This window comes from Streptomyces sp. NRRL F-5126 (assembly GCF_000721265.1).
GTDB lineage: Bacteria > Actinomycetota > Actinomycetes > Streptomycetales > Streptomycetaceae > Streptomyces.
The window spans coordinates 138,333-163,740 of the sequence record NZ_JOFZ01000013.1 but is presented as its reverse complement, the minus strand read 5'-3'; the positions used below and the strand labels follow the sequence as shown (position 1 = coordinate 163,740).

General features: G+C 72.9%; 22 protein-coding genes. 13 read left to right on the top strand and 9 right to left on the bottom strand.

From position 1 onward, the window contains the following. Positions 1-16 precede the first annotated feature (16 nt). The 3 genes from IH48_RS0128845 to IH48_RS0128835 all read left to right on the top strand — a co-directional run bounded on the left by IH48_RS0128845 (position 17) and on the right by IH48_RS0128835 (position 4,723). Positions 17-3,967, top strand: a complete 3,951-nt coding sequence (locus tag IH48_RS0128845; protein WP_030911000.1) for a type VII secretion protein EccC — start codon at positions 17-19, stop codon at positions 3,965-3,967. Positions 3,968-3,988: 21 nt separating this feature from the next. After that, a complete protein-coding gene (locus IH48_RS0128840) occupies positions 3,989-4,312 on the top strand; it encodes a YrhB domain-containing protein (protein ID WP_030910998.1) in 324 nt (107 codons plus the stop codon). 135 nt (positions 4,313-4,447) lie between these two features. Further along, a complete protein-coding gene (locus IH48_RS0128835; RefSeq protein WP_030910996.1) occupies positions 4,448-4,723 on the top strand; it encodes a DUF397 domain-containing protein in 276 nt (91 codons plus the stop codon). Between the two features lie 66 nt (positions 4,724-4,789). Here IH48_RS0128835 and IH48_RS0128830 read toward each other — a convergent pair whose 3' ends face one another. The 4 genes from IH48_RS0128830 to eccB all read right to left on the bottom strand — a co-directional run bounded on the left by IH48_RS0128830 (position 4,790) and on the right by eccB (position 8,484). Then, complete coding sequence (locus IH48_RS0128830) at positions 4,790-5,086, bottom strand: WXG100 family type VII secretion target (RefSeq protein ID WP_030910994.1); 297 nt, start codon at positions 5,084-5,086, stop codon at positions 4,790-4,792. A gap of 90 nt (positions 5,087-5,176) precedes the next feature. Next, positions 5,177-5,524 carry a WXG100 family type VII secretion target gene (locus IH48_RS0128825; RefSeq protein ID WP_030910992.1) on the bottom strand — a complete coding sequence of 116 codons (348 nt, stop codon included), beginning with the start codon at positions 5,522-5,524 and terminating at the stop codon, positions 5,177-5,179. A 135-nt stretch (positions 5,525-5,659) separates the two neighbouring features. Continuing rightward, on the bottom strand, positions 5,660-6,925 hold the full coding sequence (mycP, locus tag IH48_RS0128820) for a type VII secretion-associated serine protease mycosin (RefSeq protein WP_051840794.1): 1,266 nt from the start codon (positions 6,923-6,925) through the stop codon (positions 5,660-5,662). An 11-nt stretch (positions 6,926-6,936) separates the two neighbouring features. Then, positions 6,937-8,484, bottom strand: coding sequence for a type VII secretion protein EccB (gene eccB, locus IH48_RS0128815; protein ID WP_030910988.1), 1,548 nt, complete (start codon positions 8,482-8,484; stop codon positions 6,937-6,939). A gap of 200 nt (positions 8,485-8,684) precedes the next feature. Here eccB and eccE point away from each other — a divergent pair, with 200 nt between their 5' ends. The 8 genes from eccE (at position 8,685) to IH48_RS0128775 (ending at position 20,258) form a co-directional block, all read left to right on the top strand. Then, positions 8,685-9,980, top strand: coding sequence for a type VII secretion protein EccE (eccE, locus tag IH48_RS0128810; protein ID WP_030910987.1), 1,296 nt, complete (start codon positions 8,685-8,687; stop codon positions 9,978-9,980). A gap of 188 nt (positions 9,981-10,168) precedes the next feature. Beyond that, complete coding sequence (locus IH48_RS0128805; RefSeq protein ID WP_030910986.1) at positions 10,169-10,897, top strand: hypothetical protein; 729 nt, start codon at positions 10,169-10,171, stop codon at positions 10,895-10,897. A 389-nt stretch (positions 10,898-11,286) separates the two neighbouring features. Continuing rightward, complete coding sequence (locus tag IH48_RS0128800; protein ID WP_030910985.1) at positions 11,287-14,139, top strand: SCO5717 family growth-regulating ATPase; 2,853 nt, start codon at positions 11,287-11,289, stop codon at positions 14,137-14,139. A gap of 214 nt (positions 14,140-14,353) precedes the next feature. Continuing rightward, entirely contained in the window at positions 14,354-16,240 is a 1,887-nt protein-coding gene (locus IH48_RS0128795; protein WP_030910984.1) for an ABC transporter substrate-binding protein, read from the top strand. Between the two features lie 3 nt (positions 16,241-16,243). Further along, positions 16,244-17,332: an ABC transporter permease gene (locus IH48_RS0128790; protein WP_030910983.1), complete on the top strand. Its 1,089-nt coding sequence runs from the start codon at positions 16,244-16,246 to the stop codon at positions 17,330-17,332. Continuing rightward, positions 17,329-18,276: an ABC transporter permease gene (locus IH48_RS0128785; protein WP_030910975.1), complete on the top strand. Its 948-nt coding sequence runs from the start codon at positions 17,329-17,331 to the stop codon at positions 18,274-18,276. The genes IH48_RS0128790 and IH48_RS0128785 overlap by 4 nt, the downstream gene beginning before the upstream one ends. Then, positions 18,273-19,247 (top strand): ABC transporter ATP-binding protein, encoded by a 975-nt coding sequence (locus tag IH48_RS0128780; RefSeq protein ID WP_030910972.1) that lies wholly within the window; start codon positions 18,273-18,275, stop codon positions 19,245-19,247. Before IH48_RS0128785 ends, IH48_RS0128780 begins: the two co-directional genes overlap by 4 nt. 3 nt (positions 19,248-19,250) lie before the next feature. Further along, positions 19,251-20,258 carry an ABC transporter ATP-binding protein gene (locus IH48_RS0128775; protein ID WP_030910969.1) on the top strand — a complete coding sequence of 336 codons (1,008 nt, stop codon included), beginning with the start codon at positions 19,251-19,253 and terminating at the stop codon, positions 20,256-20,258. A gap of 42 nt (positions 20,259-20,300) precedes the next feature. On the opposite strand, the gene IH48_RS0128770 is transcribed toward IH48_RS0128775, so the two are convergent. After that, a complete protein-coding gene (locus tag IH48_RS0128770; RefSeq protein ID WP_030910966.1) occupies positions 20,301-21,191 on the bottom strand; it encodes a LysR family transcriptional regulator in 891 nt (296 codons plus the stop codon). 97 nt (positions 21,192-21,288) lie between these two features. Here IH48_RS0128770 and IH48_RS33715 point away from each other — a divergent pair, with 97 nt between their 5' ends. Together IH48_RS33715 and IH48_RS0128760 are read left to right on the top strand one after the other, a co-directional pair. After that, positions 21,289-22,314, top strand: coding sequence for an amidohydrolase family protein (locus tag IH48_RS33715; protein ID WP_030910964.1), 1,026 nt, complete (start codon positions 21,289-21,291; stop codon positions 22,312-22,314). Between the two features lie 23 nt (positions 22,315-22,337). Then, a complete protein-coding gene (locus IH48_RS0128760) occupies positions 22,338-22,772 on the top strand; it encodes a VOC family protein (RefSeq protein ID WP_030910961.1) in 435 nt (144 codons plus the stop codon). A gap of 36 nt (positions 22,773-22,808) precedes the next feature. Here IH48_RS0128760 and IH48_RS0128755 read toward each other — a convergent pair whose 3' ends face one another. The 4 genes from IH48_RS0128755 to IH48_RS35980 are packed head-to-tail and all read right to left on the bottom strand — an operon-like array spanning position 22,809 to position 25,316. Beyond that, a complete protein-coding gene (locus IH48_RS0128755) occupies positions 22,809-23,312 on the bottom strand; it encodes a hypothetical protein (RefSeq protein ID WP_158710365.1) in 504 nt (167 codons plus the stop codon). Beyond that, complete coding sequence (locus tag IH48_RS0128750) at positions 23,290-24,624, bottom strand: WXG100 family type VII secretion target (RefSeq protein ID WP_030910955.1); 1,335 nt, start codon at positions 24,622-24,624, stop codon at positions 23,290-23,292. Before IH48_RS0128750 ends, IH48_RS0128755 begins: the two co-directional genes overlap by 23 nt. Next, a complete protein-coding gene (locus IH48_RS0128745) occupies positions 24,621-24,914 on the bottom strand; it encodes a DUF6317 family protein (RefSeq protein ID WP_030910952.1) in 294 nt (97 codons plus the stop codon). The genes IH48_RS0128750 and IH48_RS0128745 overlap by 4 nt, the downstream gene beginning before the upstream one ends. Next, entirely contained in the window at positions 24,915-25,316 is a 402-nt protein-coding gene (locus IH48_RS35980) for an SAV_915 family protein (protein WP_107059399.1), read from the bottom strand. Positions 25,317-25,408: the final 92 nt, after the last annotated feature.

Sequence of the window (25,408 nt, the reverse complement as noted above, 5' to 3'; positions counted from 1 at the left end):
AGGAATTGATGCGCCGGTGAGCCAGATCGTCGTCAAAAGACCGCCGCGGTCGCTTCCGCCCGAAGTGCCCACGGAGCAGTTGACCCTTCAGGCTCCTCCAGAACTGCCCAGAGGGCAGCGGGAGGGCATGCTGATGCAGGTGCTCCCCGTGCTCGGGATGGGCACCTCCGTGGTGTTCTTCTTCCGCCCCGGGGCCGCTCCCATGATGCGCATCATGGGCGTGCTGATGCTGATCTCCACGGTCGGCATGGTCATCGCGCAGGTCTTCCGCTTCCGGCGCGGTACGCAGGGGCAAATGGCCGATGTGCGCCGTGACTACCTGAAGTATCTGGCGCAGTCGCGGCGTACGGTCCGCAGGACAGCGCGCGCCCAGCGCGACGCGCAGCTCTACCTGCACCCCGCGCCCGAGCAGCTGTGGGCCGTCGCCGCCGAGGGGTCCAGGATCTGGGAACGGCGCGTGGGCGACGCGGACTTCGGCCAGGCGCGGATCGGCCTCGGGGCGCAGCAGCTGTCGACGCCGCTGGTCGCGCCGGACACGGCGCCCGTCGACGAGCTGGAGCCCCTGACGGCGGGCGCGATGCAGCGCTTCCTCGCGGTGCACGGTTCGCTCGACTCCCTGCCGATGGCGGTGTCGATGCGGGCGTTCTACCACGTGACGGTGTCGGGCGATCCCGAGGTGGCCAGGTCCGCGGCGCGCGCGCTGGTGTCCCAGCTGGTGACGCTGCACTCGCCCGAGGACCTGACGGTCGCGGTGGTGGCCGCGCCGCAGGCGGTGTCCCACTGGGACTGGACGAAGTGGCTGCCGCACACGCAGGCGCCCGGCCAGGTCGACGGCGCGGGCACGCGGCGGCTGTTCGGCGACGACCTCGGCGAGATCGAACAGCTGCTGCGCCAGCGCCTCGAGGGGCGGCCGCGGTTCGGCAGGGACACCCACCCGGTGCTGGACCAGCCGCACATCGTCGTGGTGCTGGACGGCGGGATGGTCCCGCCCGACTCGCTGTTCGCCGCCGCCGAGGGCGTGCAGGGCGTGACGATCGTCGAGCTGGTGCCGGGAGACATGGACGAGCTGCGGGGCGGCCTGTCCGTGGTGGTGCATCCGGGCCGGCTGAGGCTGGAGTCCGGCGGCGGTGTGGCATACGAGGGTGTGCCCGACGGGATCCCGCTGCCCGCGGCGGAGGCGCTGGCGCGCCAGCTCGCGCCGCTGCGCACGGGCGGCGGCGACGAGGACGAGCCGCTGCTGGCCAACCTCGACTTCACGGACCTGCTGAACCTCGGCGACGCGGGCGCGGTGGACGTGGCGCGCACGTGGCGGCCGCGGTCCACGGCGGAGCGGCTGCGCGTGCCCATCGGTGTGGGCGAGGACGGCCAGCCCGTGATGCTCGACCTCAAGGAGGCGGCGCAGGAGGGCATGGGCCCGCACGGTCTGTGCGTGGGGGCGACCGGTTCCGGCAAGTCGGAACTGCTGCGCACCCTGGTGCTCGGTCTCGCGGTGACGCACTCGTCGGAGACGCTGAACTTCGTCCTCGCCGACTTCAAGGGCGGTGCGACGTTCGCGGGCATGTCCCAGATGCCGCACGTGGCGGCGGTCATCACCAACCTCGCGGACGACCTGACGCTGGTGGACCGCATGGGCGACGCGATCCGCGGCGAACTGCAGCGCAGGCAGGAACTGCTGCGGGCGGCGGGCAACTACGCGAACATCCACGACTACGAGAAGGCGCGGGCCGCGGGCGCCCCGCTCGAACCGCTGGCCTCGATGGTGCTCGTCATCGACGAGTTCTCCGAACTGCTCACCGCGAAGCCCGACTTCATCGAGATGTTCATCCAGATCGGCCGCATCGGCAGGTCGCTCGGCGTGCATCTGCTGCTCGCGTCCCAGCGCCTGGAGGAAGGCAAGCTGCGCGGGCTCGACACGTACCTGTCGTACCGCATCGGCCTGCGGACGTTCTCCGCGGCGGAGTCGCGTACGGCGCTGGGCGTACCCGACGCCTACCACCTGCCGGCGGTGCCCGGATCCGGCTACCTCAAGTTCGGCACAGACGTCATGACGCGCTTCAAGGCCGCGTATGTGTCGGCCACGTACCGCACCGCGGGCCCCGAGCTGCCGGTGGGACAGCCGGCCGTCGAGCGGCGGCCCACGCTCTTCACGGCGGTGCCCGTGCCGGTGGTGTACGCACGGCCCGCGGACGGTGAGCCGGCTCCCGCGACGCGCGAGGACGAGGCACTGGCGGACACGGTGCTCGACGTGATCGTGCGGCGCCTCGACGGGCAGGGCGTGCCGGCGCACCAGGTGTGGCTGCCGCCGCTCGACCAGGCGCCGACGCTGGACTACCTGCTGCCCGGCATCGCGCCCACGCCCGACCGCGGTCTGACGGCCGTCGACTACACGCGCCCGGGCGGGCTCGTGGTGCCGCTCGGCCTGATCGACAAGCCCTTCGAGCAGCGCCGCGAGGTGCTGTACCGGGACTTCTCCGGGGCGGCGGGCCACATGCTCGTGGTAGGCGGCCCGCAGTCCGGCAAGTCGACGCTGATGCGCACGATGGTGGCGTCGTTCGCGCTGACGCACACGCCGCAGGAGGTGCAGTTCTACGGGCTGGACTTCGGCGGTGGCGGCCTGTCCGCGCTCGCCGACCTGCCCCATGTGGGCGGGGTCGCGTCGCGGCTGGACCCGGAGCGCGTGCGGCGGGCGGTCGCCGAGGTGCTGGGTGTGCTGAACCGGCGCGAGGAGTTCTTCCGCGCCAACGGCATCGACTCGATCGGCACGTACCGGCGCAGGCGCGCCGCGGGCGAACTGCCGGGCGAGAGCTGGGGCGACGTCTTCCTGATCATCGACGGCTGGGGCGGCTTCAAGAACGAGTACGACATGCTGGAGCCGGTGATCGCGGACATAGCGGCGCGCGGACTCGGCTACGGCGTGCACATCGTGGTGACGGCCGCGCGGTACATGGAGGTGCGCTCGGCGCTCAAGGACCAGATGCTGGGCCGCCTCGAACTGCGCCTCGGTGATGTCATGGACTCGGAGTTCGACCGGAAGGTCGCCGCGAACGTGCCGCCCGGCGTGCCAGGCCGCGGTCAGGTCCCGGAGAAGCTGCACTTCATGGGCGCACTGCCGCGGATGGACGGCGTGAGCAGCGCGTCGGACCTGTCCGAGGGCACGGCGGCGTTCGTCGCGTCCGTGCGCGGCCACTGGTCGGGACCGGCGGCCCCGCCCGTGCGGCTGCTGCCCCGCAAGCTGCCGGCGGAGCAGCTGCCGAAGGGGTTCGAGTTCCCGGAGCGCGGCATCGCGATCGGCATCGACGAGACCAACCTGGAGCCGGTGTTCGTCGACTTCGAGACGGACCCGTTCTTCGTGGTCTTCGGCGAGAGCGAGTCGGGCAAGACGGCGCTGCTGCGGCTGATGGCGAAGCAGATCGCCGAGCGGTACACGCCCGAGCAGGCGCGGATCGTGGTGGGCGACTACCGGCGCTCGCTGCTGGAGGCCGTCCCGTCGACGCACCTGCTGGAGTACGCGCCGATGGCGTCGGCGATGGATGTCCACATGGACGCGATCGCCACGGTGATGGGCAAGCGCACGCCGAAGCCGGACATCACGCCGCAACAGCTTCGCGACCGCAGCTGGTGGTCGGGGCCGCAGCTGTTCGTGATCGTCGACGACTACGAACTGGTGGCGGCGGGCTCGAGCAACCCGATGGCACGCCTGGTGGAGAACCTGCCCTTCGCCCGCGACGTCGGCGTCCGCTTCATCGTGGCGCGCAACGCGGCGGGAGCGTCCCGCTCGTCCTTCGAGCCGTTCCTGCAGCGCGTGAAGGAACTGGGCGCGCAGGGTGTCGTCCTGTCGGGCGACCCTGGAGAGGGCGACATCCTCGGCCACGTACGGGCCCGCAAGATGCCCCCGGGACGAGGCACGTTCGTCACCCGCAGGCGCGGTGCACCGCTGGTGCAGACGGGCTGGTTGCCGGACAGGTAGATCCGAATCGGGAGAACAACCGTGATATCCGAAGAAGCGGCGTTCGCATCGGCGAGGGAGTTCCTCGGCGGGCACCGGGAGACGTACACACCGGTCCTGCTGCCGGAGGAGTCCTTCGAACATGCGGTGGCATGGCTCGTCCGATTCGACTCGAAGGAGCACCTGGAGACGGGCGAACTGCGGTTCGCCCCGTTCACCAGGGTGCTCGTCGTGCCCAAGGACGGAACGCCGGTGCACTTCCCTCCGACGTACCTTCCGGTCGAGGTCTACCTGGACCAGCTCGCGGCCGGCGAGTGGCCGGTAGGGCCGCGGGGCCGTTACAAGCGGGACAGCGGCCGTGACTGATCGGCTTCCAGGAGCGGCCCGACCGCTTCCGCAGGCCCTCCAGCGGAGTTGGCCGACGGCCTGAACCGGCGCCGTCCTCGCAGGTAGGCTCGGCTGCGTACAGCAGACATGACACCGCCGGGAGGAACGACGCCGATGGCCGAGGCAGTGGACAAGCAGCGCGTCAAGGAAGAGCTCTACGCCCTGGACATCTCCGGGGTGGAGTGGCTCGGTGCGCCCGGGACCGAGAACGACGAGGAGCGCGTCGAGATCGCGTACCTGCCGGAGGGGGCCGTGGCGATGCGGTCGTCGAAGGACCATGACACCGTGCTGCGGTACACGAAGGCGGAGTGGGACGCGTTCGTGCTGGGTGCGCGGGACGGTGAGTTCGACCTGGACGCGCAGCAGCCGCCGACCGCCCGGGAGGCGTAGCTCGCGGCAGGCGGAAGGGGGGTGCCCACCGGGTGGGCACCCCCCTTCCGCCTGTGGCCGGGACTGTCAGCCCATGCTCATGCGGAACCGGGCCGCGTTTCCACGGTCCGTGTCCTGGTAGCCGACGACGGCCTGGTCCAGGAGGGCCGCGATGCGCGCCAGGTCCTGGTTCATGCCGTCCATCTGGTTGGTGAGGTCGGTCTGCTTCTCGTGGTAGGCCTCTTTCGCCTGGCCGTCCCAGTGCTCGGCGACGGCCTTCACCCGGGCCATCAGGTCGGTGAGTTCACGCGTCAGGTCACTCGACGTGCGGCGCACGTCGCTCGCGGCCGTGGTGACGGTGTCGTAGTTGACTGCTGTGGTCATGTCTCGCTCCTCGGTGTCGCGTACGCGCGTACGCGGGAAGACGGTGTCCCCGGCCGTGTGGGCGCCGGGCGAGGTGGCTCGGGGCGTTCCTCAGGCCATGCCGAGGATGGCGCTCTGGCCCTGCGTCGTGTCGTCCATCTTCCGGAAGGACGCGATGCGGTCCTGCTCCTCGTTCGTGAAGCCGTGCGCGCTCATGCGCATGATCTGCTCCAGCTCGACGAGGTCGACCCGCATGGACCGCAGCCGTGTGTTGAGGTCGTTCTGCGCGGTGTCGTACGCCTTGCTCGCGGCGCCCTGCCAGCCCGCCTGGATGCGGTCGACCACGCTGTTCAGCGACGTGATGCGGCGCTGGAGCTCCTCGTGGAAGTTCTGGATCCTGTTGGCGAGGTCGGTCTGATCGTCCGCGGTTACGTTCAGGTCTTTGCCGTGCTGCGACATCCTGCCCTCTTTCCCATGGTCTGCCTGCGAAGCCTCTGCGGGCGGGAAGTGCTCGATGCCGCCCCCGTGTTCGGGACCGTGCACACGGTCCCACCGCAACTTTAGCCATTCGGTACAGCTGTTCCAACCGGGAAGTCACCTTCGCGGGGGCGGCCCCTGCCCGTTGCGCGTCTCCGCGCTGCCGCGCGCCGCGGCCTTCCTGCGGCTGTCGCGCAGGATGACGGAGGTTCCGCCGACGACGGCGACGAGTACGACCGCCGTGGCGAACGTGTACGTCGCGTACCGCTGCCCCCGCTGCTGCGGTGTCTCCGCCAGGGAGAAGTGGGCGGGTTGCGGCGCGGGCGCCTTCGCGGGGCCGGGGTCGGGGTGCGGCGACTCGATGGGCCCGTCGTCGCCGCCGACGGCCGCGACGGGGTCGACGACGCCCCAGCCGATGAAGTCGTCGTGGCCGTTGATGCTGCGCTCGGCGGTCTGCTCGATCCGGGCGACGATCTCCCGGGCGGTCCAGTCGGGGTGCTCGCCGCGCAGCAGCGCGGCGACGCCTGCGACGTACGGGGCGGAGAAGCTGGTGCCGTTGTCGAGGCACTGCCCGCCGCCCGGCACCGTCGAGACGATGTCGACGCCCGGCGCCGCGACCCCGACGAACGGTCCCGGCTGGGAGAACGTGGCGCGTTCGTTGTCCCGGTCGGACGCGGCAACGGCGAGGACGCCGTCGAACGCGGCGGGGTAGGTGTCGCGGGACTTGCCGTCGGTGCCGTCGTTGCCCGCCGACGCGACGACCACGACCTGGCGGGCGAGGGCGTATGCGACGGCCTGCGCGAGTTTCGATTCAGGGCCGAGAGGGGCGGACGTGTCCTGCGAGATGTTGATGACGTCGGCGTTCTGGGAGACGGCGTACTTGATGGCCTTGGCCATGGTGTCCGACTTGCCGCTGTTCTTCTCGTCGTTCTGCCGGATCGGGATGATGGTGGCCTCGGGGGCGATGCCGACGAACCCGGTGCCGGCGCGCGGCCGTGCGGCGATGATGCCGGCGACCTTGGTGCCGTGGCCGACCTCGTCCTTGGTGCCGTCGGTCTTGCCGAGGTAGTCCTTGCCCGCCGACGCGTCGACGGCCGGCTTCAGCTGGGGATTGACGTTGTCAACGCCCGTGTCGATGACGGCGACCCGTACGCCCTTGCCCTTGGTCTTCTTCCACAGTTCGTCGAAGAGGATGCGCTGGAGGGGCCACGGCGTGCCCGCTATCTGCTTCTTCATCGGGAACGTGCACTCGCCGCTGCCGTCCAGGGCCAGGGGCGCCTGCGCGGCGGCGCGCGGAGCCGCCGCCGCGGGGGGCAGGGCGGCGAGCCCCGCGAGTGCGGCGGCGGAGGCGAGCACGGCGGCCCGCCGGAACAGGTACGTCATCGCCACTCCCCCTACGAGCCCTGCGGCTGGCGGGCGCTGTTGGTGTCGAGGCGCGGCCCCTTGGACAGGAAGCCGGACCAGGCGATCGGCACGGGCACCGGGTCGACCTTCTCGTACCCGAGCCGGATCTGCGCCTGGCTCGGCTGCGGACGGCCGTCCTGCGTCTTGCGGTCGTCGCCCGCCCCGATGTCCGAGTGCTTCGAGTCGCTGTCGCCGTTCGCCTGTACGGCGTACCTGAGGCCGGTGTCGGTGACGAGGAACAGCGAGCCGCCCGCCTTCGACTGGTGGCCCTGCACCTCGTTGTAGAGCAGGCCGCTGCCGGGCGTGACGTAGGTGGACGTGCCACCGCCGTCCGTGATCCTGGCCGGGTACGACGTGCCCGCCCAGGTCGACAGGGAGGTGCGGCCGCTGCTGCCGGTCTTGCGCAGCACGCTGCACACGGTGTCCCGCGCGCTGCTGTCGCCGACGGCGTTGACCTGCCGGGCGCGCTCCTTGGGCCAGTCGTGCTCCTGCCCGAAGAAGGTGGATTCCGGGGCGATGGACTGGGCGTCGACGGTGGTCGGCGCGCCGTTCATGTCGAGGGAGTTCGTCTGCGGTGCGTTGATCAGGAGCCAGGCGGTGAAGTCGGTGACCGGCTCCACCTTGCCCTGCAGTACGACGTACTTCTGAGGGCCTGAGCCGGTCTGCGCGCTGAGCACCATGCCGACGCGGTCCTGCCGCGGGCTGAGGCCCCCGCCGACTCCGGCGTCCTCGCCGACCGTTCCGGGAATCAGCGGGAAGTCGACGGGGCTGCCGGTGTGCAGCGTTGCCAGCCAGTCGTCGGTGACGGGCTCGGGTTCGCGGCCCTGGCCGATCAGGGCGGTGGCGAGGCCGTCGCCCGGCTTCCCCTTCAGCAGGTACTTCGTGCCGCCCGGGTCGACCAGGTAGCGGGAACCGTCCTGCCCACGCACGTAGAGCGTCTGGCCGCCGGAGAGGCGGTCCTTGCCCTCAGTGCGCTTGAAGTCCCGCTGGGCGAAGACGAACGCGGCCTTCTGCACGCCGCCGCCGCTGCCGCCGCCCGGCTGCTCGCACACCGCCCACCGCTTGGGGCTGCCCGCCTCGGCGGCCGTGGGCAGCCGGTCGGGCGCGTACGGGATGCCGATGAGGGCGCCGCGCGGCGGCTTGCCCGCGTCGAGGACCTTGTCGTCGACCTGGACGACGGAGAACTGGTCGGGGTCGAGCAGCAGCCGCGCCGACGCGAGGTTGAGCACCGGGTGCAGCAGGTTGTGCTTGGACTTGCCTGAGCCCGTGGGCAGCACGACGTACCGGGTCGTGGACTGCTTGCCGACGATGACGTTCGCGCCGGGCTTGGCCCAATCCTTGGGCGCGGTCGGCTTGAACATGCCGAGCGCCCCGAACCCCGCGAGCACCAGGGCCCCGACGACCAGGCTCGGCAGGACCGTCCGCATGGGCCGCGGCGCGCCCTCCTCGGTCCCGGTGAGCGAGGGTTGCAGGAAAGACGCCACTGTGCGCTTCTTCGCGAAGGTGTACGCGTTGAGCTCGTCCCGCCGTGATGCCATGAGTCCCCACTCGTGAAAAGAAGTCACGGTACGGCCCTGTTGCGCAGCGGCCGGCGCGTGTCCCCCGTGCCCTGCCCGAGTGTCGGACCGGCCCCCTACTATGCCTGTTGGCCGGGTGGAGCGCCGGGCCGGGTAGGGTGATCCGGCCGTCAAGCCCCGGCCGCGCAGGCCGATCGGGACGATTCGGGGGGATTCACAGCATGGCTTTTGCGACGCAGTCGCCACCCGCCGCGGCGGGGCCGCCCGCCACGCCCTCCCCCGCGCCCGCGGCGACGCCCGCGGCAGCGGGCAGGGCGGCGCGTCCTGGGCACTTCGGGCCGCTGCGCATGCAGCAGATCGTCCTGTTCGAGCTGGCAGCGGCGGCGCTGCTGGTGGGCTGGGTGATCAGCCCGCTCATGCTGGTGCCCGCCGGCGTGGTCGCGGCCGTTCTGGTGCTGCTGGCCGTGGTGCGCAGGCACCGCCGTTCGCTGCCCGAGTGGCTGGGTACGGCCATGGCGCTGCGCAGGCGGACGCGCAGGGCCGCCGCACTCACGATCCCGCCGGACGTCGAGCCAGGCCTGGCCCCCGCTGTCGAGTGCGACCCGGCGCTGCGCACGTACGTGTACAGCGAGCGCGACCGCCGCCCGGTCGGCATGATCGGCGACGGCACGTTCCTGACCACCGTGGTGCGCATCGAGTCGGAGGGCTCGGCGCTGCGGGCCGACCGCGCGGCTCGCCCGCTGCCCGTCGCTCTGCTGCGCGAGATCCTGGACTTCGACGGGATACGTCTCGAGTCGGCGCAGATCGTCCAGCACACGCAGCCGGCGCCCGCGCCGCACCTGCCGCCGCAGTCGATGGCCGCCCGCAACTACGCGCCGCTCCAGGCGCAGACGGGCGCGCCCGCCCTGCGGATCACATGGGTGGCGCTCAAGCTCGACCCGGAGCTGTGCGCCGAGGCGGTGGCCGCGCGCGGCGGCGGGCTGCTGGGCGCGCAGAAGTGCGCGGTGCGCGCGGCGGACCAGCTCGCGAGCCGTCTGGCCGGCGCGGGTTTCCGTGCCACGGTGCTGACGGACCAGGAGCTGACGGCCGCCATCGCGGTCTCCACGTGCGCGAGCCCGATGGCCATCGCCCAGGCCGGGAGGGCGGCCGCGCAGAGCAGGCGCACCAAGGAGACGTCCCGCACGTGGCGCTGCGACGACCGCAGGCACACGACGTACTGGGTGGCGAGGTGGCCCGAGCTGGGCGCGGGTGGCGCGTCGATGCCGCACCTCGTGGCGCTGCTGACGTCGATCCCGGCGCTGGCGACGACGTTCAGCCTGACCGTGGGCCGTGGCGAGCGCCAGGGCGTCACGGTCACCGGCCATGTACGGATCACCGGCCGCAGCGACGAGGAACTCCTCACCGCCCGCCACGAACTGGAGCGGACGGCGCGCGGTGTGCGCACGTCGCTGGTGCGCCTGGACAGGGAGCAGGTGCCCGGCATGCTCGCCACGCTCCCGCTGGGGGGTACCCGCTGATGTCCGCGCCCGTTCCCACGTCCGGCGGTGCCGGGCAACCGCCGCAGCAGCCCGGTGTCGTGGGCCGGCCCGTCGCCTCGCAGGGGGTGCGTGCGCAGCCGGTGCCTCAGGCGGGCGTGCCGGGCCAGGGCGTGCCGCCCGTGCAGGGTGCTCCTGCGGGGCGGGCGCCCGCCAGGCCGCGGCGCGCCGTGCGGCCCGCGCGGCCGTCGGGCGGCAGGCCGCGGATCGGCTTCGGCCTGATCGGCCCGCGCCGTGAGCGCCATGCGCTCTCGCTCGACCAGCTGGAATCGCTCGCCCTTCCCGTGGGCGACGACGGCGTGATGATCGGCGTCGACGCGAACAGCAGGCCCGCGGTGCTCGGCGTCAACAGGCCCGCGCCGTACGACGTCACGCTGATCGGCGGCCTGTGGACGGCCCAGATCCTCGCGTTGCGTGCGGCGGCCACCGGCGCGCGTGTCGCCGTCGAGACCGGCAGGACGCAGGTGTGGGCGGCGCTGGCCCAGGCCGCGGGCGGCGGCCAGCCGTGCATCACCCTGCACGACGTGGGTCGCGTGCCGCCGCAGGGCGCCTCGGCGGGCAGCCCGGTCGTGATCGTGCGGGACTGCGGGATGCGGCCGCCGCGCGGGCGTGTGGTCTCGGCGCCCTGGCAGTCGGTCGTGACGCTGCTGCCCTATCTGAGCCCTGTGGCGCCGCGTCTGATGCGCAAGTCGGACCTCGTCGGCGTCCAGCGGGTGTCACCGGACGAGGGCGAGCAGATCGGCCGGATCATGGGCCTGCCGCAGGGGGAGGCGGCGGCGCTGACGACACTCGCCGACGGGGTCACCCTCTGGTGCACGGAGCGGGACCGGCAGTTCGTGATGACGCAGGCGACGGACGCGGAGACAGGGCTGCTGGGCGCGGCACGCAGGATGGACTGACGCGGGACGGTGTGCCCGTCACCACGCGGGGGCGCCGCGTGCGACGGCGCGAGTGGCATTTCCCTGTGCCTTTACTGTGCCTGTTTCTCCACGAGGGCACACCGGCATGTCGGCTCATGTGCCGATTTGCGCCCGGGCGAAGTTCACCGGGCGCCGCGTGACACCCACTTGAGCGAGGCGGGGGATGCGGCGGACCAGGGCGCCGGTCCTCGATCTGGCCTGCCACAGGTGCGTCGACGGCGATTAGGGTGGGTACGGGCGCGGCAGGTACCTGCGGGCAGGGCAGCCGCGCCGCCAGGGGGAGAGCCGGGCGAGCCGGACGCGAGGCAGGACATCCGTCGCCCCCACCCACGACGGCACAAGGGTGCTCGACCACACCAGGAGGCAAAGTGAACGGCGATCGGGACGAGTTCCGCGACGGCTGGAGCGTGCCGCCCGCGGACGATCAGTCCGACGCGGAGCCCGAGCTGACGGGTGAGTTCACCATCGACTACACCCCGCCCGCCTGGTACACGCAGAACGCCTCGGGGGACTCTTCCGGCGGCGCGTCCGCCGGGCAGAACGGGCAGAACGGGTCGAGCAGGGCCCCCGGCTCCGCCGGGTACGACAGCCGCTCCACTCCCCCGCCGCCTTCCGGCGCGCCGCTGACCGTACCGGGGCTGCCCGCCGGCAGCGGCTTCCAGCCGGTCGGCCAGGCGCCCCCGCTGCCCGCCGACTGGGCGGCGCCTCCGCCGCCTGCCGAGGCGGCCGGCACCGACGCGACTCCTCCCGCCGGCGCGCCCGCGCAGCCGGCGCCTCCCCCACCCCCCGCTGCGCCGGCACCCCCAACTGCGCCCCTGCCGCCCGCGACGCCCGAGGCGGCCCCCGCGGCTGCGGAGCCTCAGGCATCCGAGCCCCACGTCCTTGACGGCGTGGAGCCCGGCACGCCGGCGCGTTTCGCGCCCGGCACGCTCAAGAGCGAGTTGGCGGCGCGGCTCGCGGCGCGTGCCGCCGGCACCGCGGCCGGCGAAGCCCCGGAAGAACCCGCTCCGGCCGAGGACGAGGCCCCCGCCGACGCCGCGCACGCCTCCGGAGAGCAGCCCGCTCCACCGGCCCCGGCCCCTGCCCCGGCGCACCTGACGGTGGACAAGGCCGAGGCCCCTCAGCCGACGGCGCAGGCGGTCCAGAAGCAGGCGGACGCCGGCGCCGCGTCAGCACCGGCAGAGCCGCCGCCCGCCGCGGAGCCCGGCACGGCCGGGCCACAGGCACCCCTTCCCGACCAGCGACCGGCCGCCGAAGCCGAACCCCCCGAGCCGAACCCCGGCATCGCTCCGCCCGGGGCGCTTCCTCCCACCGTGGAGCCGGGAACAAGCACTGGCACGGCGCCGCCCGCCGCCGCGGCACCGGCCGCGCCCGGCGGCGACCCGTGGGCGGCGGGCGCGCCCGCGCCCGGCCCGGCGCAGAACGGCGGACTCCCGCCGCTGCCGCCCTCCTTCCCGCCGGCCGTGCCGGGTTCGGCGCCGCAGTGGCCCGCGAACCCCGCCGCGCCCCAGGGCGGCGCGCAGCCGCCCGCGCCGCCCGCCGCCCCGCAGCCGCCCGCGCCACAGGCTCCTGGCGCACCCGCCCCGTGGCCGCCGCAGCAGCCCGGCGGTTACGGCTACCCGGGTGCGCAGGGCGCCCCGGTTCCTCCGCAGGCACCTGGCTACGGCTACCCGCAGCCGGGCCAGCCAGGTCAGCCGGGCCGGCCGGACGGGCAGCTCCCGCAGGGCGGCTACGGGTTCCCGCAGCCCGGTGCTCCGCAGCCCGGGCAGGTACCGCCGCAGCCGTCCGGCCCGCAGCAGCCGATCGATCCGCGGACCGGCGCCGGCTGGCCCTCCCCCGCCTCGCCCGACCACCGCGAGCGGTCGGTACCGGGCGCTCCGCTCGGTTACACGGCCGCCGTCGAGTTGTCGTCCGACCGCCTGCTGCGCGGCGGCAGGCAGAAGGCGAAGAGCAACCGCAACCCCGCCGCGTCGAGGTTCAAGTTCGGCGGCAAGGCCGCGGAGGCGGACCGGCTGCGCAAGCTCGAACTGATCAGGACGCCGGTGCTGTCCTGCTACCGGATCGCGGTGATCAGCCTCAAGGGCGGTGTCGGCAAGACGACCACCACCACGGCGCTCGGCTCCACCCTCGCAACGGAACGGCAGGACAAGATCCTTGCGATCGACGCCAACCCGGACGCGGGCACGCTCGGCCGCAGGGTGCGCCGCGAGACGGGCGCGACCATCCGCGACCTGGTGCAGGCGATCCCCTACCTGAGCAGCTACATGGACATCAGGCGGTTCACCTCGCAGGCCCCTTCGGGACTGGAGATCATCGCCAACGACGTGGACCCCGCCGTCTCGACGACGTTCAACGACGAGGACTACCGCAGGGCCATCGAGGTCCTCGGCAAGCAGTACCCGATCATCCTGACGGACTCAGGCACGGGCCTGCTCTACAGCGCGATGCGCGGGGTACTCGACCTCGCCGACCAGCTGATCATCGTCTCCACCCCGTCCGTCGACGGCGCGAGCAGTGCTTCCACGACGCTCGACTGGCTGTCCGCGCACGGGTACGCGGATCTGGTGCAGCGCTCCCTCACGGTCATCTCCGGCGTGCGCGAGACCGGAAAGATGATCAAGGTCGAGGACATCGTGCAGCACTTCGAGACCCGCTGCCGCGGCGTGGTCGTCGTGCCGTTCGACGAGCACCTCGCGGCGGGCGCCGAGGTCGATCTCGACATGATGCGGCCGAAGACCCGCGAGGCGTACTTCAACCTCTCGGCCCTCGTCGCCGACGACTTCGCGCGCGCACAGCAGCAGCAGGGGCTGTGGCTCGCGGAGGGCAGCGGGCCTCCGCCGCACCTGGCGCCGCCGATGCCCGGCCAGGCGATCCCCGCCCAGCCGATGCCGGGTCAGCAGCCCATGCCGGGACAGCAGCCGGCGCCCGGTCAGCCGTACGCGCCGCAGCCCGGCATCCCACCGCAGGGTGCGCCCGGGCAGCCCCCCGCCTACGGTGCGCCGTACGGGCAGCAGTCCTACGGCTATCCGCCGGCACCCCAGCCGCAGCCCGGGTGGGGTCCGCCGCCGGCACCCGGAGTTCCGGCGCAGCCGCCGGCCCCCGGACCCGATCAGCAGGGCCCGCAGGACGAGCGGGCCGGACGGGACGCCAACAACCAGGACGGCACGGTGCCGCCGCCCGGGTGGCCGGCGCAGCCGCCGCCTCAGGCGCCGCCGCAGTAGGCCGGGACGGGCGCGGACTCCTCGGGGCCCGCACGGCGCGATTCCATGTCCGTGCGGGCCCCGCCGCATGCCTGCGGGGCAACACGGTGCGTGCCGGGTCGTTGACCCGTTGTGACCCACGCTGGTAGACCTCCCTTCACCAGTTCCCCGCACGAGAGACCGCCGCCTGCTGCTTCCCTGTCGCCGAGCGAGTGATGACGCGAGGTCACCGGCCATGGCTCGACCCGTATCCCCGTACCGCGCGCCGCGGCGCCGCCCCGCCCGCCTGCTGCCGGCCGGCCTGGCCGCGGCAGCGCTGGTGACCGCCGCGGGCGTCCTCCCTTACGGCGCGTTCCCCGGTGCGGCGCAGGAGGCGCACGCGGCGGGCGGCGCGGCCGGCGGGAGCAGGAAGGTCCTGACGGTCGCGGTGCGCCAGAGCGTGGACTCGCTCAGCCCGTTCCTCGCGCAGTCGCTCGTGGCGACCACCATCCACCGGCTGGCCTACTCGTACCTGACCAACTACGACCCGAAGGACGGGCACGCCGTCCCGGGCTTCGCGACCTCGTGGAAGTCCTCGCCCGACAAGCTGGTGTGGACGTACACCATCCGGAAGAACTCCCGCTGGTCGGACGGCGTCCCCGCCACGGCGCGCGACGCCGCCTGGACGTTCCGCAAGATGATGACCGATCCGGACGCGGCCACCGCCAACGGCAGCTTCACGGCGAACTTCGCGAAGGTCACGGCCCCGAATCCGACGACGCTCGTCATCCGGCTCAAGAAGCCGCAGGCCGACATGACCGCGCTCGACGTGCCGATCGTGCCGAAGCACATCTGGGACAAGGTCGAGGACTTCTCCACGTTCAACAACGACAAGAAGTTCCCGATCGTCGGCAACGGACCGTTCATCATCACGGACTACAAGGTCGACCAGTACGTCAAGCTGAAGCCGAACAAGACGTTCTGGCGTGGGGCACCGAAGTTCGACGAGCTGGACCTGAAGTACTACAAGGACGGCGACGCGGCCGTGGCCGCGCTGCGCAAGGGCGAGGTCTCCTTCGTCCCCCACCTGACGCCCGCGCAGACGACGTCCCTGGAGCACACCCCGGGCATCGAGGTCAACGACGCCCCGGGGGACCGCTTCTACGCCCTCGCGACGAACCCGGGTGCCCGCGCCAGGAACGGCCGGAGGTTCGGCGACGGCAACCCGGCCCTGCTCGACCCGGCCGTGCGCAGGGCGCTGTTCGAGTCCGTCGACAGGAAGCGCCTGGTGCGGACCGTCTTCCAGGGCCACGCCGTGGTCGGGCAGGGCTACCTGCCGCCTCGCTTCCGCTCCTACTACTGGCGTCCTTCGGCGGCGCAGCGCGTCGCCTACGACCCGGCGGCCGCCGCACGCGACCTGGACCGGGCCGGCTACCGCAAGGACCGGCAGGGGCGGCGGCTCGGCAAGGACGGCAAGCCGCTGCGGTTCCGGATCCTGTGCCACGCCACCGACCCGAACGACAAGGCCGTCAGCCAGTACCTCAAGGAGTGGTGGGCGAAGCTGGGCATCGGGCTGAAGGTGGAGTGCCTGGACAACGTCGGCGACCCGTGGCTCGCCGGCGACTACGACCTCGCGTTCGACGGCTGGACGGTCGGCCCCGACCCGGACTACGTACTGTCCATCCACACCTGCGGCGCCCTGCCTGCGACGGCGCACTCGAGCGGCTCGACCGACAACTTCATCTGCGACCCCGCGTACGACCGGCTGTATTCGCGCCAGTCCGCCGAGTACGACCCGGTGAAACGGGCCGCGCTGGTCAAGCGCATGGAGTCGCGGCTGTACGACACGGGTTACATGAACGTGCTCGCCTATCCCAACGCCATGGAGGCGTACCGCACCGACCAGATCGCCTCCATCGAGACGACTCCCTCGGCGGCGGGCAACATCTGGGGGCAGAACGGCTACTGGAGCTGGTGGTCGGCGGTGCCCGCGGCGGCCGCGGCCGGCCCGGAGGGCGGGCGCCCGAACGGGTCCTCCTCGACCGGTGCGCTCATCGGCCTGGGTTCCGCGGCCGCCGTGGCCGCGGCCGGTGCCGTCTGGTTCGTGGTGCGCCGCCGAGCGACCGTCGACGATCGTGAGTAGCCGATGACCACAGCGAGCACACCGGAGTTCCCGTTCGGCAGCCCGGACGGCCCGGCCCCCGATGCCCGCGGCCCTCAGGGCGCGGACGGGGGCGGCACGGCCGGACGCGGCGCCGTCGCGGGCTATGCGGCGTACGTGGCGGGCAAGGCGGCAGGCGCGCTGGTGTCGCTCTGCGCCGTCCTCGTCACCAGCTTCTTCCTCTTCCGCGTCCTGTCGAGGGATCCGGTCAAGGCCATGACGCACGGTGCGCCGATGACCGTCGCCCAGCAGGACGCGCTGCGTCACCAGTTCGGGCTCGACCTGCCGCTTTGGCGCCAGTTCACCGGTTACTGCGGCAAGGCGCTCACCGGCGATCTCGGCACGTCGTACCAGTTCCACGCACCCGTCTCGGAGCTGATCTGGCAGAAGCTCCCGGCCACGCTGCTGCTGACGGGGACGGCCGTGGTGCTCTACTCGGCGCTCGGCCTGTGGCTCGGCACGCGCGCCGCCTGGCGCAGCGGCGGGCGGGGCGACCGGGTGAACACGGGGCTCGCGCTGACGCTGTGGTCGGTGCCGTCCTTCTGGCTCGGCCTGCTGCTGATCATCGTCTTCGGTGTGGGGCTCGGCCCCGTGCCGGGGATGTTCCCGACGGGCGGCATGTCGTCCGGCGACACGAGCGGCTTCGCGTACGTGCTGGACGTGGCGCACCACATGGTGCTGCCGGTGCTCACGCTGGTCGCCGTCGGGTACGCGCAGACACTGCTGGTGATGCGGTCGTCGCTGCTCGACGAGATGGGCGGGGACTACCTGACGACGGCACGGGCGAAGGGCCTGCGGGACGCGGTCGTGCGCCGCAGACACGCGGTGCCCAACGCGCTGCTGCCCACCGTGACGATGGTCTTCATCAACCTGGGCTTCGTCGCCGCGGGTTCGATCCTGACCGAGACGGTGTTCTCCTGGCCCGGTCTCGGGCGCCTCTTCTACCAGGCGCTGAGCGTGCCGGACCTGCCGCTCGTGCAGGGCCTCTTCATGGTGTTCGCCGCGGCGATGATCCTGATGAACCTCCTCGCGGACCTGCTGTACCCGTTCCTCGATCCCCGGGTGGGCCGATGACTCTCGCCGATGCGGAACAGCAGGAGCCGGCGGAGCTGCCGCCGCCGGGGAAGCGGTCCGCCGCCCGGCTCGCCCGGCGCAGGCGGCGCGCGGCCGCGGCACGCTTCTGGCGCGGCTACCGCGCGCACCGCGCCGGGCTCGCCGGGCTGGCCGGCCTGGTGGTGATCGCGCTCGCGGCGGTGGCCGCTCCGCTGCTCGTCGGGGACGACGTGCGCAGCGTGACGGCCGCCACGGGGGCGCCGCTCGCCGCGCCGAGCCCGGCCTTCCCGCTGGGCACCGACCAGTTCGGCAGGTCGCTGCTCGGCCTGCTGGTGTGGGGAGCGCGGGTGTCGCTGACGGTCGGGCTGCTCGCCGCCGCGCTCTCGGTGGCGATCGGCACGCTGGTCGGCGTGGTCGCCGGGCACTTCGGAGGTGTGTTCTCCACGGTCGTCATGCGGGTCACCGACTGGTTCCTCGTGATGCCGGCGCTGGTGCTCGCGATCGTGCTGGCGACCGTGATGTCCCGCTCGCTGTGGACCGTGGTCGTCGCGATCGGCGTGACGAGCTGGCCGACGACGGCCAGGCTGGTGCGCGCGCAGACGATCGCCGTGGAGTCGCGCCCCTACATCGAACGGGCCAGGGCGCTCGGCGGCGGCCATCGGCACGTGATGACACGGCACGTGCTGCCGAACGTGATGCCGCTGGTGCTCGCGCAGACCACCCTCGGCATCTCCACCGCGATCCTGACCGAGGCCACGCTGGCCTTCCTCGGCCTTGGCGACCCGACGGTCGTGTCGTGGGGCGGCATGCTGCAGGACGCGCGCGAGGCCGGCGCCGTCTCGTCCGGCCACTGGTGGTACCTGGGGCCGCCCGGCATCGCGATCGCGCTGGTCGCGCTCGCTTTCACGCTGTGCGGGCGCGCCGTCGAGTCCGTCCTCAACCCGAGGCTGGGGGTGGGCCGGTGACCACGTCCGCGGGGCACCTGCTGCGGGTCGAGGACCTGACGGTCACGTACGGCACGGGCCCGGACGCCGTGCCCGCCGTGCGCGGCCTCGACCTCGCGCTCGACGCGGGCGCCACGCTGGGGCTCGCGGGCGAGTCGGGGTGCGGGAAATCGACGCTGGCGCTCGCGCTGCTGCGGCTGCTGCCGAAAGCGGCGACGCTCACCGGGCGGATCCTGCTGGACGGTGAGGACGTGGCGACGATGCGGTGGGGGCGGCTGCGCGCGGTGCGCTGGGCCGGGGCGTCCATCGTCTTCCAGGGCGCGATGCACGCGCTGAACGCCGTGCACAGGATCGGCGACCAGGTCGCGGAGCCGTTGCTGGTGCACGGTGGGGCGACGGCCACCGCCGCCCGGCGCCGGGCCGCCGGCCTGCTCGAACAGGTCGGGCTGCCGGCGGCCAGGGCCACCGCCTATCCGCACGAGCTGTCGGGCGGCCAGCGCCAGCGGGTGATGATCGCGATGGCGCTCGCCTGCGAGCCGCACCTGATCGTGGCGGACGAGCCGACGACCGCCCTTGACGTGATGATCCAGGCGCAGATCCTGCGGCTGATCGAGGGGCTCGTCGCCGAGCGCGGCATCGGCCTGCTGATGATCAGCCACGACCTCGCTGTGCTCGCGGACACCTGCGACCGGCTCGCGGTCATGTATGCGGGCCGCATCGTGGAGGAGGGCCCGGCGCGTGCCGTCTACGACGCGGCGGCGCACCCGTACGGCAGGGCGCTGTCCGAAGCCTTCCCCCGCATCGGCGATCCGGCGTCCCGGCTCGCGCCGCGCGGCCTGCCAGGGGATCCGCCGGATCCGGCCGCGCTGCCCGCGGGCTGCGCCTTCCACCCGCGCTGCCCGGTCGCCCTCGACCGCTGCACGCACGACGACCAGCCGTTGCGGGCCGCGGGCGAGGGCCGCACGGCCGCCTGCGTACGAGTGGAGGGGTGAGTCATGGCCACGGCACCGGTGATGAAGGAGGCACCGTCGAGGAGTGCGCTGCTTTCGGCGGACGCGCTGTCCGTCACGTTCCCCGGCCGGCGCGGCGGACCGGCCGCGCGGGCCGTCGACGGTGTCGACCTGGACGTCGGGGCGGGCGAGATCGTCGCGCTGGTGGGCGAGTCGGGGTGCGGCAAGACCACGCTGGCGCGTGCGCTGCTCGGCCTGGTGGCACCGTCGGCGGGCCGGGTGGTGTTCGCGGGTGAGCCGCTCGGGTACGGGGCGCGTGCGCTCAAGGCGTACCGCAGGCGGGTGCAGCTGGTGCTGCAGGACCCGAGCGGGTCGCTCAACCCGCGCCACACGGTCTACGAGGCGGTGGCGGAGGGCCTGCGGATCCACGGCCGCACCGAGGACGAGCACGGGGCCGTGGCACAGGCACTCGCGCGGGCCGGGCTGCGGCCGCCCGAGCGGTTCTTCCTGCGCTACCCGCACGAGCTGTCCGGCGGGCAGCGCCAGCGTGTCGTGATCGCGGGCGCGCTGGTGCTGAATCCCGAGCTCCTGGTGGCGGATGAGCCGGTGGCGTCGCTCGACGCGTCCGTGCGCGGCGAGATCCTGGCGCTGCTGCTTTCGTTCCGTGCCGAGCTGGGCCTGTCGGCGCTCGTGGTGACGCACGACCTGGGGCTCGCCTGGAACATCGCCGACCGGGTGGCGGTGATGTACCTCGGCAGGATCGTGGAGTGCGGCCCCGTCGAGGAGGTGCTGGCGTCGCCCCGCCACCCGTACACACGGGCGCTGCTGTCGGTGCTGCCCGAGTCGGACGGGCCGCCGGTCGTGCTGGCGGGCGAGCCGCCCGACCCATCGCGCGTCCCCGGCGGCTGCCGCTTCCACGCGCGCTGCCAGATCCTCGCGTCGGGCGAGGCGGACCGCGCGGGCGTCGCACACGCCTGCCGCACGCGCGACCTGCCCGTCCTGCCCGGCACGGGCCCGCACGCGGCGGCCTGCCACTGGGCGCGCGAACGGTAGCGGCCGGCCGATCGCGGCCGCCGGCCCGGGCGGCGGCACGCGTCAGGCGGGCGGCCCTCCGTCGCTGCCCGCCGGCCCGGCCGTGCGGCGCGCGAGGTCGACGTACGCCCTGATCAGGGCGGTGTCACGGGAACTGCGCCAGGCGAGGCTCACGGGAGAGTGCGGCAGGCCGCGGACGGGGACGTGAACGATGTCGGGGCGGGCGAAGTACTGCGCGGTCGACAGCGGGAGCACGACGGCCCCGCGTCCCGCGGCCACGTGCTCGAGCACCTCCTCGATGCTCCCGGCCATGAGCGTCCGTCGCCACCCGCGGTGGGACAGCTGAGCGAGGGCGGGCTCTCCCCAATCGGACGCGGCGTCAAGGAGCATGTCCTCGTCCGCGAGTTCCGCGGGATCCACCGTGTCCCTGCCCGCGAGCCGGTGGCCGGCCGGCAGTTCGACCACGCGCTCCTCGGAGAACAGCCGCTCGACGGAGAGGCCGTGTGTGTCGGCGGGCAGCCGCAGGTAGCCGACGTCGACCCGGCCGTCCCTGACGAAGTCCGCGCGGCGCGGGTAGTCCATGCGCAGCACGTCGACGGAGACCTCGGGATGCCCGGCACAGAACTCGCGGACCGCGGGGGCGACGGCCACTCCCGGCGTGAAGCCGATGGTGAAGCGCCGCACGCCCGCCGCCGTCTCGCGGGCGCGCCGGCGTGCCTCGTCCGCCGCCGCGAGCAGGCTGCGGGCGTCTTCGAGGAGGGCCTCGCCCGCGGCGGTCAGCCGCGTCCCCCGGGTGTCCCGGTCGAACAGCTCCACCCGCAACTCGTTCTCCAGCGCGCGGATCTGGCGGGAGAGCACGGGCTGCGCGATGTGCAGCGCCTCGGCGGCGCGGCCGAAGTTCCGCTGCTCGGCGACGGCGACGAAGTAGCGCACCTTGCGCAGGTCGAGGTCCACGGCGCCTCCGCTCGCCCGGGAGAGTGATACCCCCAGGGTATGACGGTGGCGGCAGAAGGTCTTGGACGGGCGGCGGCGCCGCGCGGATCGTGGAGGCATGAGGATCATCTGCGTCGAAGAGCACACCATCGACTCGGAGATGGCGGCGGCCACCGCGCCCGCCCTGCTCCGGGAAGCGCCGTACATCAGCGTCCAGCAGAACACGGACGCGCCCTGGCCGCGCGGCAGCGGCCACCTGACCAGCGTCTCCATGCCGGAAGCCGCCGAGCTGGCCGTCGACCTCGGCGAGGGCCGGATCAAGGAGATGGACGCGCAGGGCATCGACACCCAGGTCCTGTCCTACTCGACGCCCGCGCATTTGCTCCCCGCGGACCAAGGGGTGGCCTTCGCGCGGGCCGCCAACGACCGGCTCGCGGAGGCGGTCCGCGCGCACCCGGACCGGCTGAGCGGGTTCGCGGTACTGCCGTGGCAGGACCCGCGAGCCGCGGCGGCCGAACTGGACAGGTCCGTCGGCGAGCTGGGCCTGAAGGGTGCGCTGATCGCGGGCCGGCCTGGAGCCACGTTCCTGGACGACGCGCGGTACGCGCCCGTGCTGAAGAAGCTCAGCGACCTGGGCGTCCCCCTGTACGTGCACCCCTACCACCCGGTGCCGCAGGTGCAGGAGGCCTACTACGCGGGCTTCGCCCCCGAGGTCAGCGCGTGGCTGTCGCTCGGCGCGTGGGGCTGGCACCACGAGGCGGGCGTCCACGTCCTGCGCCTGATCCTGTCCGGCGCGTTCGAGACCCACCCGGGCTTGCAGGTCATCAGCGGGCACTGGGGCGAGATGGTCCCCTTCTACCTGAGCCGCCTCGACGACGCGCTCCCCCCGAGGGCCACCGGCCTGTCCTCGACCATCACCGAGACCTACCGCGACCACGTCTGGGTCACCCCGTCGGGCGTCGGCGGGCTGCCCCACTTCGAGTTCATCCACAAGGTCGTGGGAGCCGACCGGATCATCTGGTCAACGGACTATCCGTACCTCGCGATGGACGGCACGCGCGCATTCGTCGAGAAGCTGCCCGTCGCACAGGAGGACCGGGAGAAGATGGCACACCTGAACGCGGAAAAGCTGCTGCGCCTGTGAGAGCCCGTCCCTACGATGGGCCGATGCCGCCGATCAGGAAGTTCCAGGTCACCTTCGACTGCGCGCAGCCGGAGCGCGTCGCCCGCTTCTGGTGCGAGGTGCTCGGGTATGTCGTACCGCCGCCTCCGGAGGGGTTCGAGACGTGGGACGCGTACGACCGCACACTGCCGCCCGAGCGCCAGGGCTCGGCGTTCGCCTGCGGGGACCCCGCGGGTGAAGGCCCGCGCCTGTTCTTCCAGCGCGTTCCGGAAGGCAAGGTCGTCAAGAACCGGGTCCACCTCGACGTGCGGGTCGGCACCGGGCTCGTCGGCGAGGAGCGCGTGGCCGCGCTGGAGGCCGAATGCGCCAGACTGGAGGCGCTCGGCGCGGCGCGCGTGCGGCTGCAGCTCGCCGACGAGGAGAACGAGTCCTGTCTCACGATGCAGGACGTCGAGGGCAACGAGTTCTGCCTGGACTGAGTGCCGGTGGCGCGCTGCGCCCCGACCCCCGCTGTACTACCGCTCCAGGGCGCGGCGGGCCGTGATCTCGGCGGGCAGCTGCCGCACGAGAGCTCCCGCAAGCAGCAGTCCGAGGAACCACGCCAGGAGCGGCGCCAGGAACGGGAACAGCAGCAGGGCGGGCAGGCGGCCCGCCATGGCCCGCCCCGGCGCCGCGGACTGCGCGGAGGAGGCACGGGCGCGCGCCTCGGCGGGCGTGGGCGGCGTCGCCATCGCCTCCCGTACCTGGCGCCGCGCCCGGGTCCAGCCCCAGGCGCCGCCTGCCGCGGTCAGCACCCAGTAGGCCGCGTCGCACACCGCGCGCCATCCGCCGGACAGTCCTGACACCAGGTCGGAGAAGCCGTACAGCAGCAGGGCGAGCATGCCGCCGAGCACCACCACGACGAAGCCGGTCATCAGCACACGGCGTGCCCAGTAGGCGAACCCCCTGCGTACCCAGGTGGTGCCGACGACCGGCAGCTTCGCCGGCCTGGGCACCTCAGAAGAGACCTGTGAAACCATTCCATGCCTTCTTCGCCGCGCCGCCGACGTCCTTGGCGAGGTTGACGTCCGACTGCCAGGACTTGGAGCCGGCGTCGCCCAGGCCGTGCAGGATGCCGCCGACCACTCCGTGGTCGTGGATGTCCTCGCTCCAGTGCTCGTGCAGCGCTGAGTCGATGTAGTTGGTCGCGCCGATGACGACGGCGCCGCCGACGCCCGCGACGACGGCCACGGGCACGGTGATCTCGGCGCTCGCGGCCAGGGCGACGCCACCCGCGACGGCCGCCGTGCCCGCCGCGAGGCCGCCGAGCGCCGCGCCCTCGTCGACGATCACCGAGTGCTTCCAGGACCAGCCCTTGTCGTGGTCGTCCTTGGCTTCGAGGAGGCCGACGGCGCCGGCCGCCGCGATGTCCACCACCGGCACCTCCTTGAGGAACTCCGGCAGCTTCTCCACACCCTCGCCGAGCCGGAGGGCCTTCGCCGCGTCCACGACCTTCGTGTTGAGCGCATGGTCGCCCGGGAGGACCGAACTGCCGTGCTCGCCGCGGGCGATGTCCGTCTCCAGGCCGTCGAGCTTCGCCATCGCGTCGCGGTAGGCGCCCTTGGCCGGCAGGTCCTTGGGCAGGGCCTTGCCCGCCTTCTGGTACGCCTTGCGCTCCGCCCGCATCTCCTTCTTCGCCTGGTCGGCCTCGCGCTTGGCGTCGTCCAGCTTCGTCGCGGCGTCGTGGCCCTTCGCCCGCGTCCGCTCCGAGTCGTAGGAGTACAGGGCGCGCAGGTAGTCGGCGATGGTGACGCCCTCGCCCCCGGTGCCCTTGTGGCCCTCGCCCTCCCCCGTCGCGTCCCCGTACAGCTTCCGCAGCGCGTCGGCGGCGTCAAGGCGCGCGCGCTGGGCGTCGTGCAGCGCCGTGTCGCGGACCTCGCCGTAGTCGTGGAGCGCCTTGATGGCCTTCGACTCCTTCGGCGTCGGCGGGTTGTTGGTCATCAGCGTGCCCGGCACGCCCTTGGGCCCCACGGGGACCCCGGCGCGCACCGCGACGTCCTCGGCGTTCTGCAGGCCCGTCTCCGCGGTACGCAGCCGGCCCGACAGCTTGGTGAGCACGTGGCCCACCGCGCTGACGAGTTCCGCGAAAGCGCCGGCCGCCATCGAGTCCGCTGTCCACGCCTCGCGGAACGACGACGCGGCCTCGCCCTTCCAGCCCGCGTCGTCCACCAGCTTGTCGGCCTGGTCGCCGAGCGGTTTCACGACGTCGTCAAGGGACTTCTTGGCCTTCACGTATGCGGTGCCCATGGCTTCGAGTCCGCCTATGTCACCGCCCACCCAGCTGTCGGTCACATCAGGTCCTCGAAGACGCCGTGCACGTCGACGTCGTGGCGGTGGTAGGAGTCGTGCGCGTACTGAAGTGCGTCGCCGTGATCGGCGATCCGGTCGCCGAGCTTGTCGTGCAGCCCCGCGATCAGGTCGGCCATGGACTTGATCATCGAGTCGAGGCCCGCGTCGCCCGATGCGGCGACGGAGGGCTTCACCTCGTGATGCAGGCCGTGGTAAGCGACGGCCTCCTTCTTGAACCTGGTCGCCATGGCGCTGAGATCGCCGAGTACGACCTGGTAGTCGGGCTTGCCCATCTAGGCCCGCTCCTCTCCCCCGTAGGCGTTGATGAGATCCTGCGGCCGCCAGCCGCGCCCGGTGCCGTCCACCTCCGGGTCGAGCCGTACGGACGGCAGCCCGGCTTCCCGCATCGCCTCGGCGTAGGGGCCGAGCGACACCGCGATCCACGGCTGGACGTCGCCGAGCGCCGCGACCAGGAGCTCCAGCGTCGTGAAGGCCACCGGCACGGGCGTGCCGCCCGCGTGCGCCATCAGCTCGAAGTCGACGGTCGGCGGCCCGCCCTGCGGGTAGCGCGGGTGCGCGGGCACGAACACGGGCGTGCTGTACGGGGGCACTCCGTCGCGTGCGCCGTCCGTCTCCGCAAGCGCCACGTCCAGGATGCGCGAGGCCGCGCGCTCGGGCAGAGCGGGCTGGGACACGGCGGACTCCCCCTGTGGTCGGTACCTCGCCGACACTGTAGAAGGGACGAGAACCCGCCAGCCAGGCCGAAAAGCGAACAAGCAGACACGAG

What these genes read in the sequence shown, in the direction of transcription:
- IH48_RS0128785 (WP_030910975.1), top strand. Translation starts at nt 17,329, where the DNA reads ATGACTCTCGCCGATGCGGAACAGCAGGAGCCGGCGGAGCTGCCGCCG.
- IH48_RS33715 (WP_030910964.1), top strand. Translation starts at nt 21,289, where the DNA reads ATGAGGATCATCTGCGTCGAAGAGCACACCATCGACTCGGAGATGGCG.
- IH48_RS0128835 (WP_030910996.1), top strand. Translation starts at nt 4,448, where the DNA reads ATGGCCGAGGCAGTGGACAAGCAGCGCGTCAAGGAAGAGCTCTACGCC.
- eccE (WP_030910987.1), top strand. Translation starts at nt 8,685, where the DNA reads ATGGCTTTTGCGACGCAGTCGCCACCCGCCGCGGCGGGGCCGCCCGCC.
- IH48_RS0128790 (WP_030910983.1), top strand. Translation starts at nt 16,244, where the DNA reads ATGACCACAGCGAGCACACCGGAGTTCCCGTTCGGCAGCCCGGACGGC.
- mycP (WP_051840794.1), bottom strand. Translation starts at nt 6,925, where the DNA reads ATGACGTACCTGTTCCGGCGGGCCGCCGTGCTCGCCTCCGCCGCCGCA.
- IH48_RS0128760 (WP_030910961.1), top strand. Translation starts at nt 22,338, where the DNA reads ATGCCGCCGATCAGGAAGTTCCAGGTCACCTTCGACTGCGCGCAGCCG.
- IH48_RS0128775 (WP_030910969.1), top strand. Translation starts at nt 19,251, where the DNA reads ATGGCCACGGCACCGGTGATGAAGGAGGCACCGTCGAGGAGTGCGCTG.
- IH48_RS0128795 (WP_030910984.1), top strand. Translation starts at nt 14,354, where the DNA reads ATGGCTCGACCCGTATCCCCGTACCGCGCGCCGCGGCGCCGCCCCGCC.
- IH48_RS0128825 (WP_030910992.1), bottom strand. Translation starts at nt 5,524, where the DNA reads ATGTCGCAGCACGGCAAAGACCTGAACGTAACCGCGGACGATCAGACC.
- IH48_RS0128755 (WP_158710365.1), bottom strand. Translation starts at nt 23,312, where the DNA reads ATGGTTTCACAGGTCTCTTCTGAGGTGCCCAGGCCGGCGAAGCTGCCG.
- IH48_RS0128745 (WP_030910952.1), bottom strand. Translation starts at nt 24,914, where the DNA reads ATGGGCAAGCCCGACTACCAGGTCGTACTCGGCGATCTCAGCGCCATG.
- eccB (WP_030910988.1), bottom strand. Translation starts at nt 8,484, where the DNA reads ATGGCATCACGGCGGGACGAGCTCAACGCGTACACCTTCGCGAAGAAG.
- IH48_RS0128830 (WP_030910994.1), bottom strand. Translation starts at nt 5,086, where the DNA reads ATGACCACAGCAGTCAACTACGACACCGTCACCACGGCCGCGAGCGAC.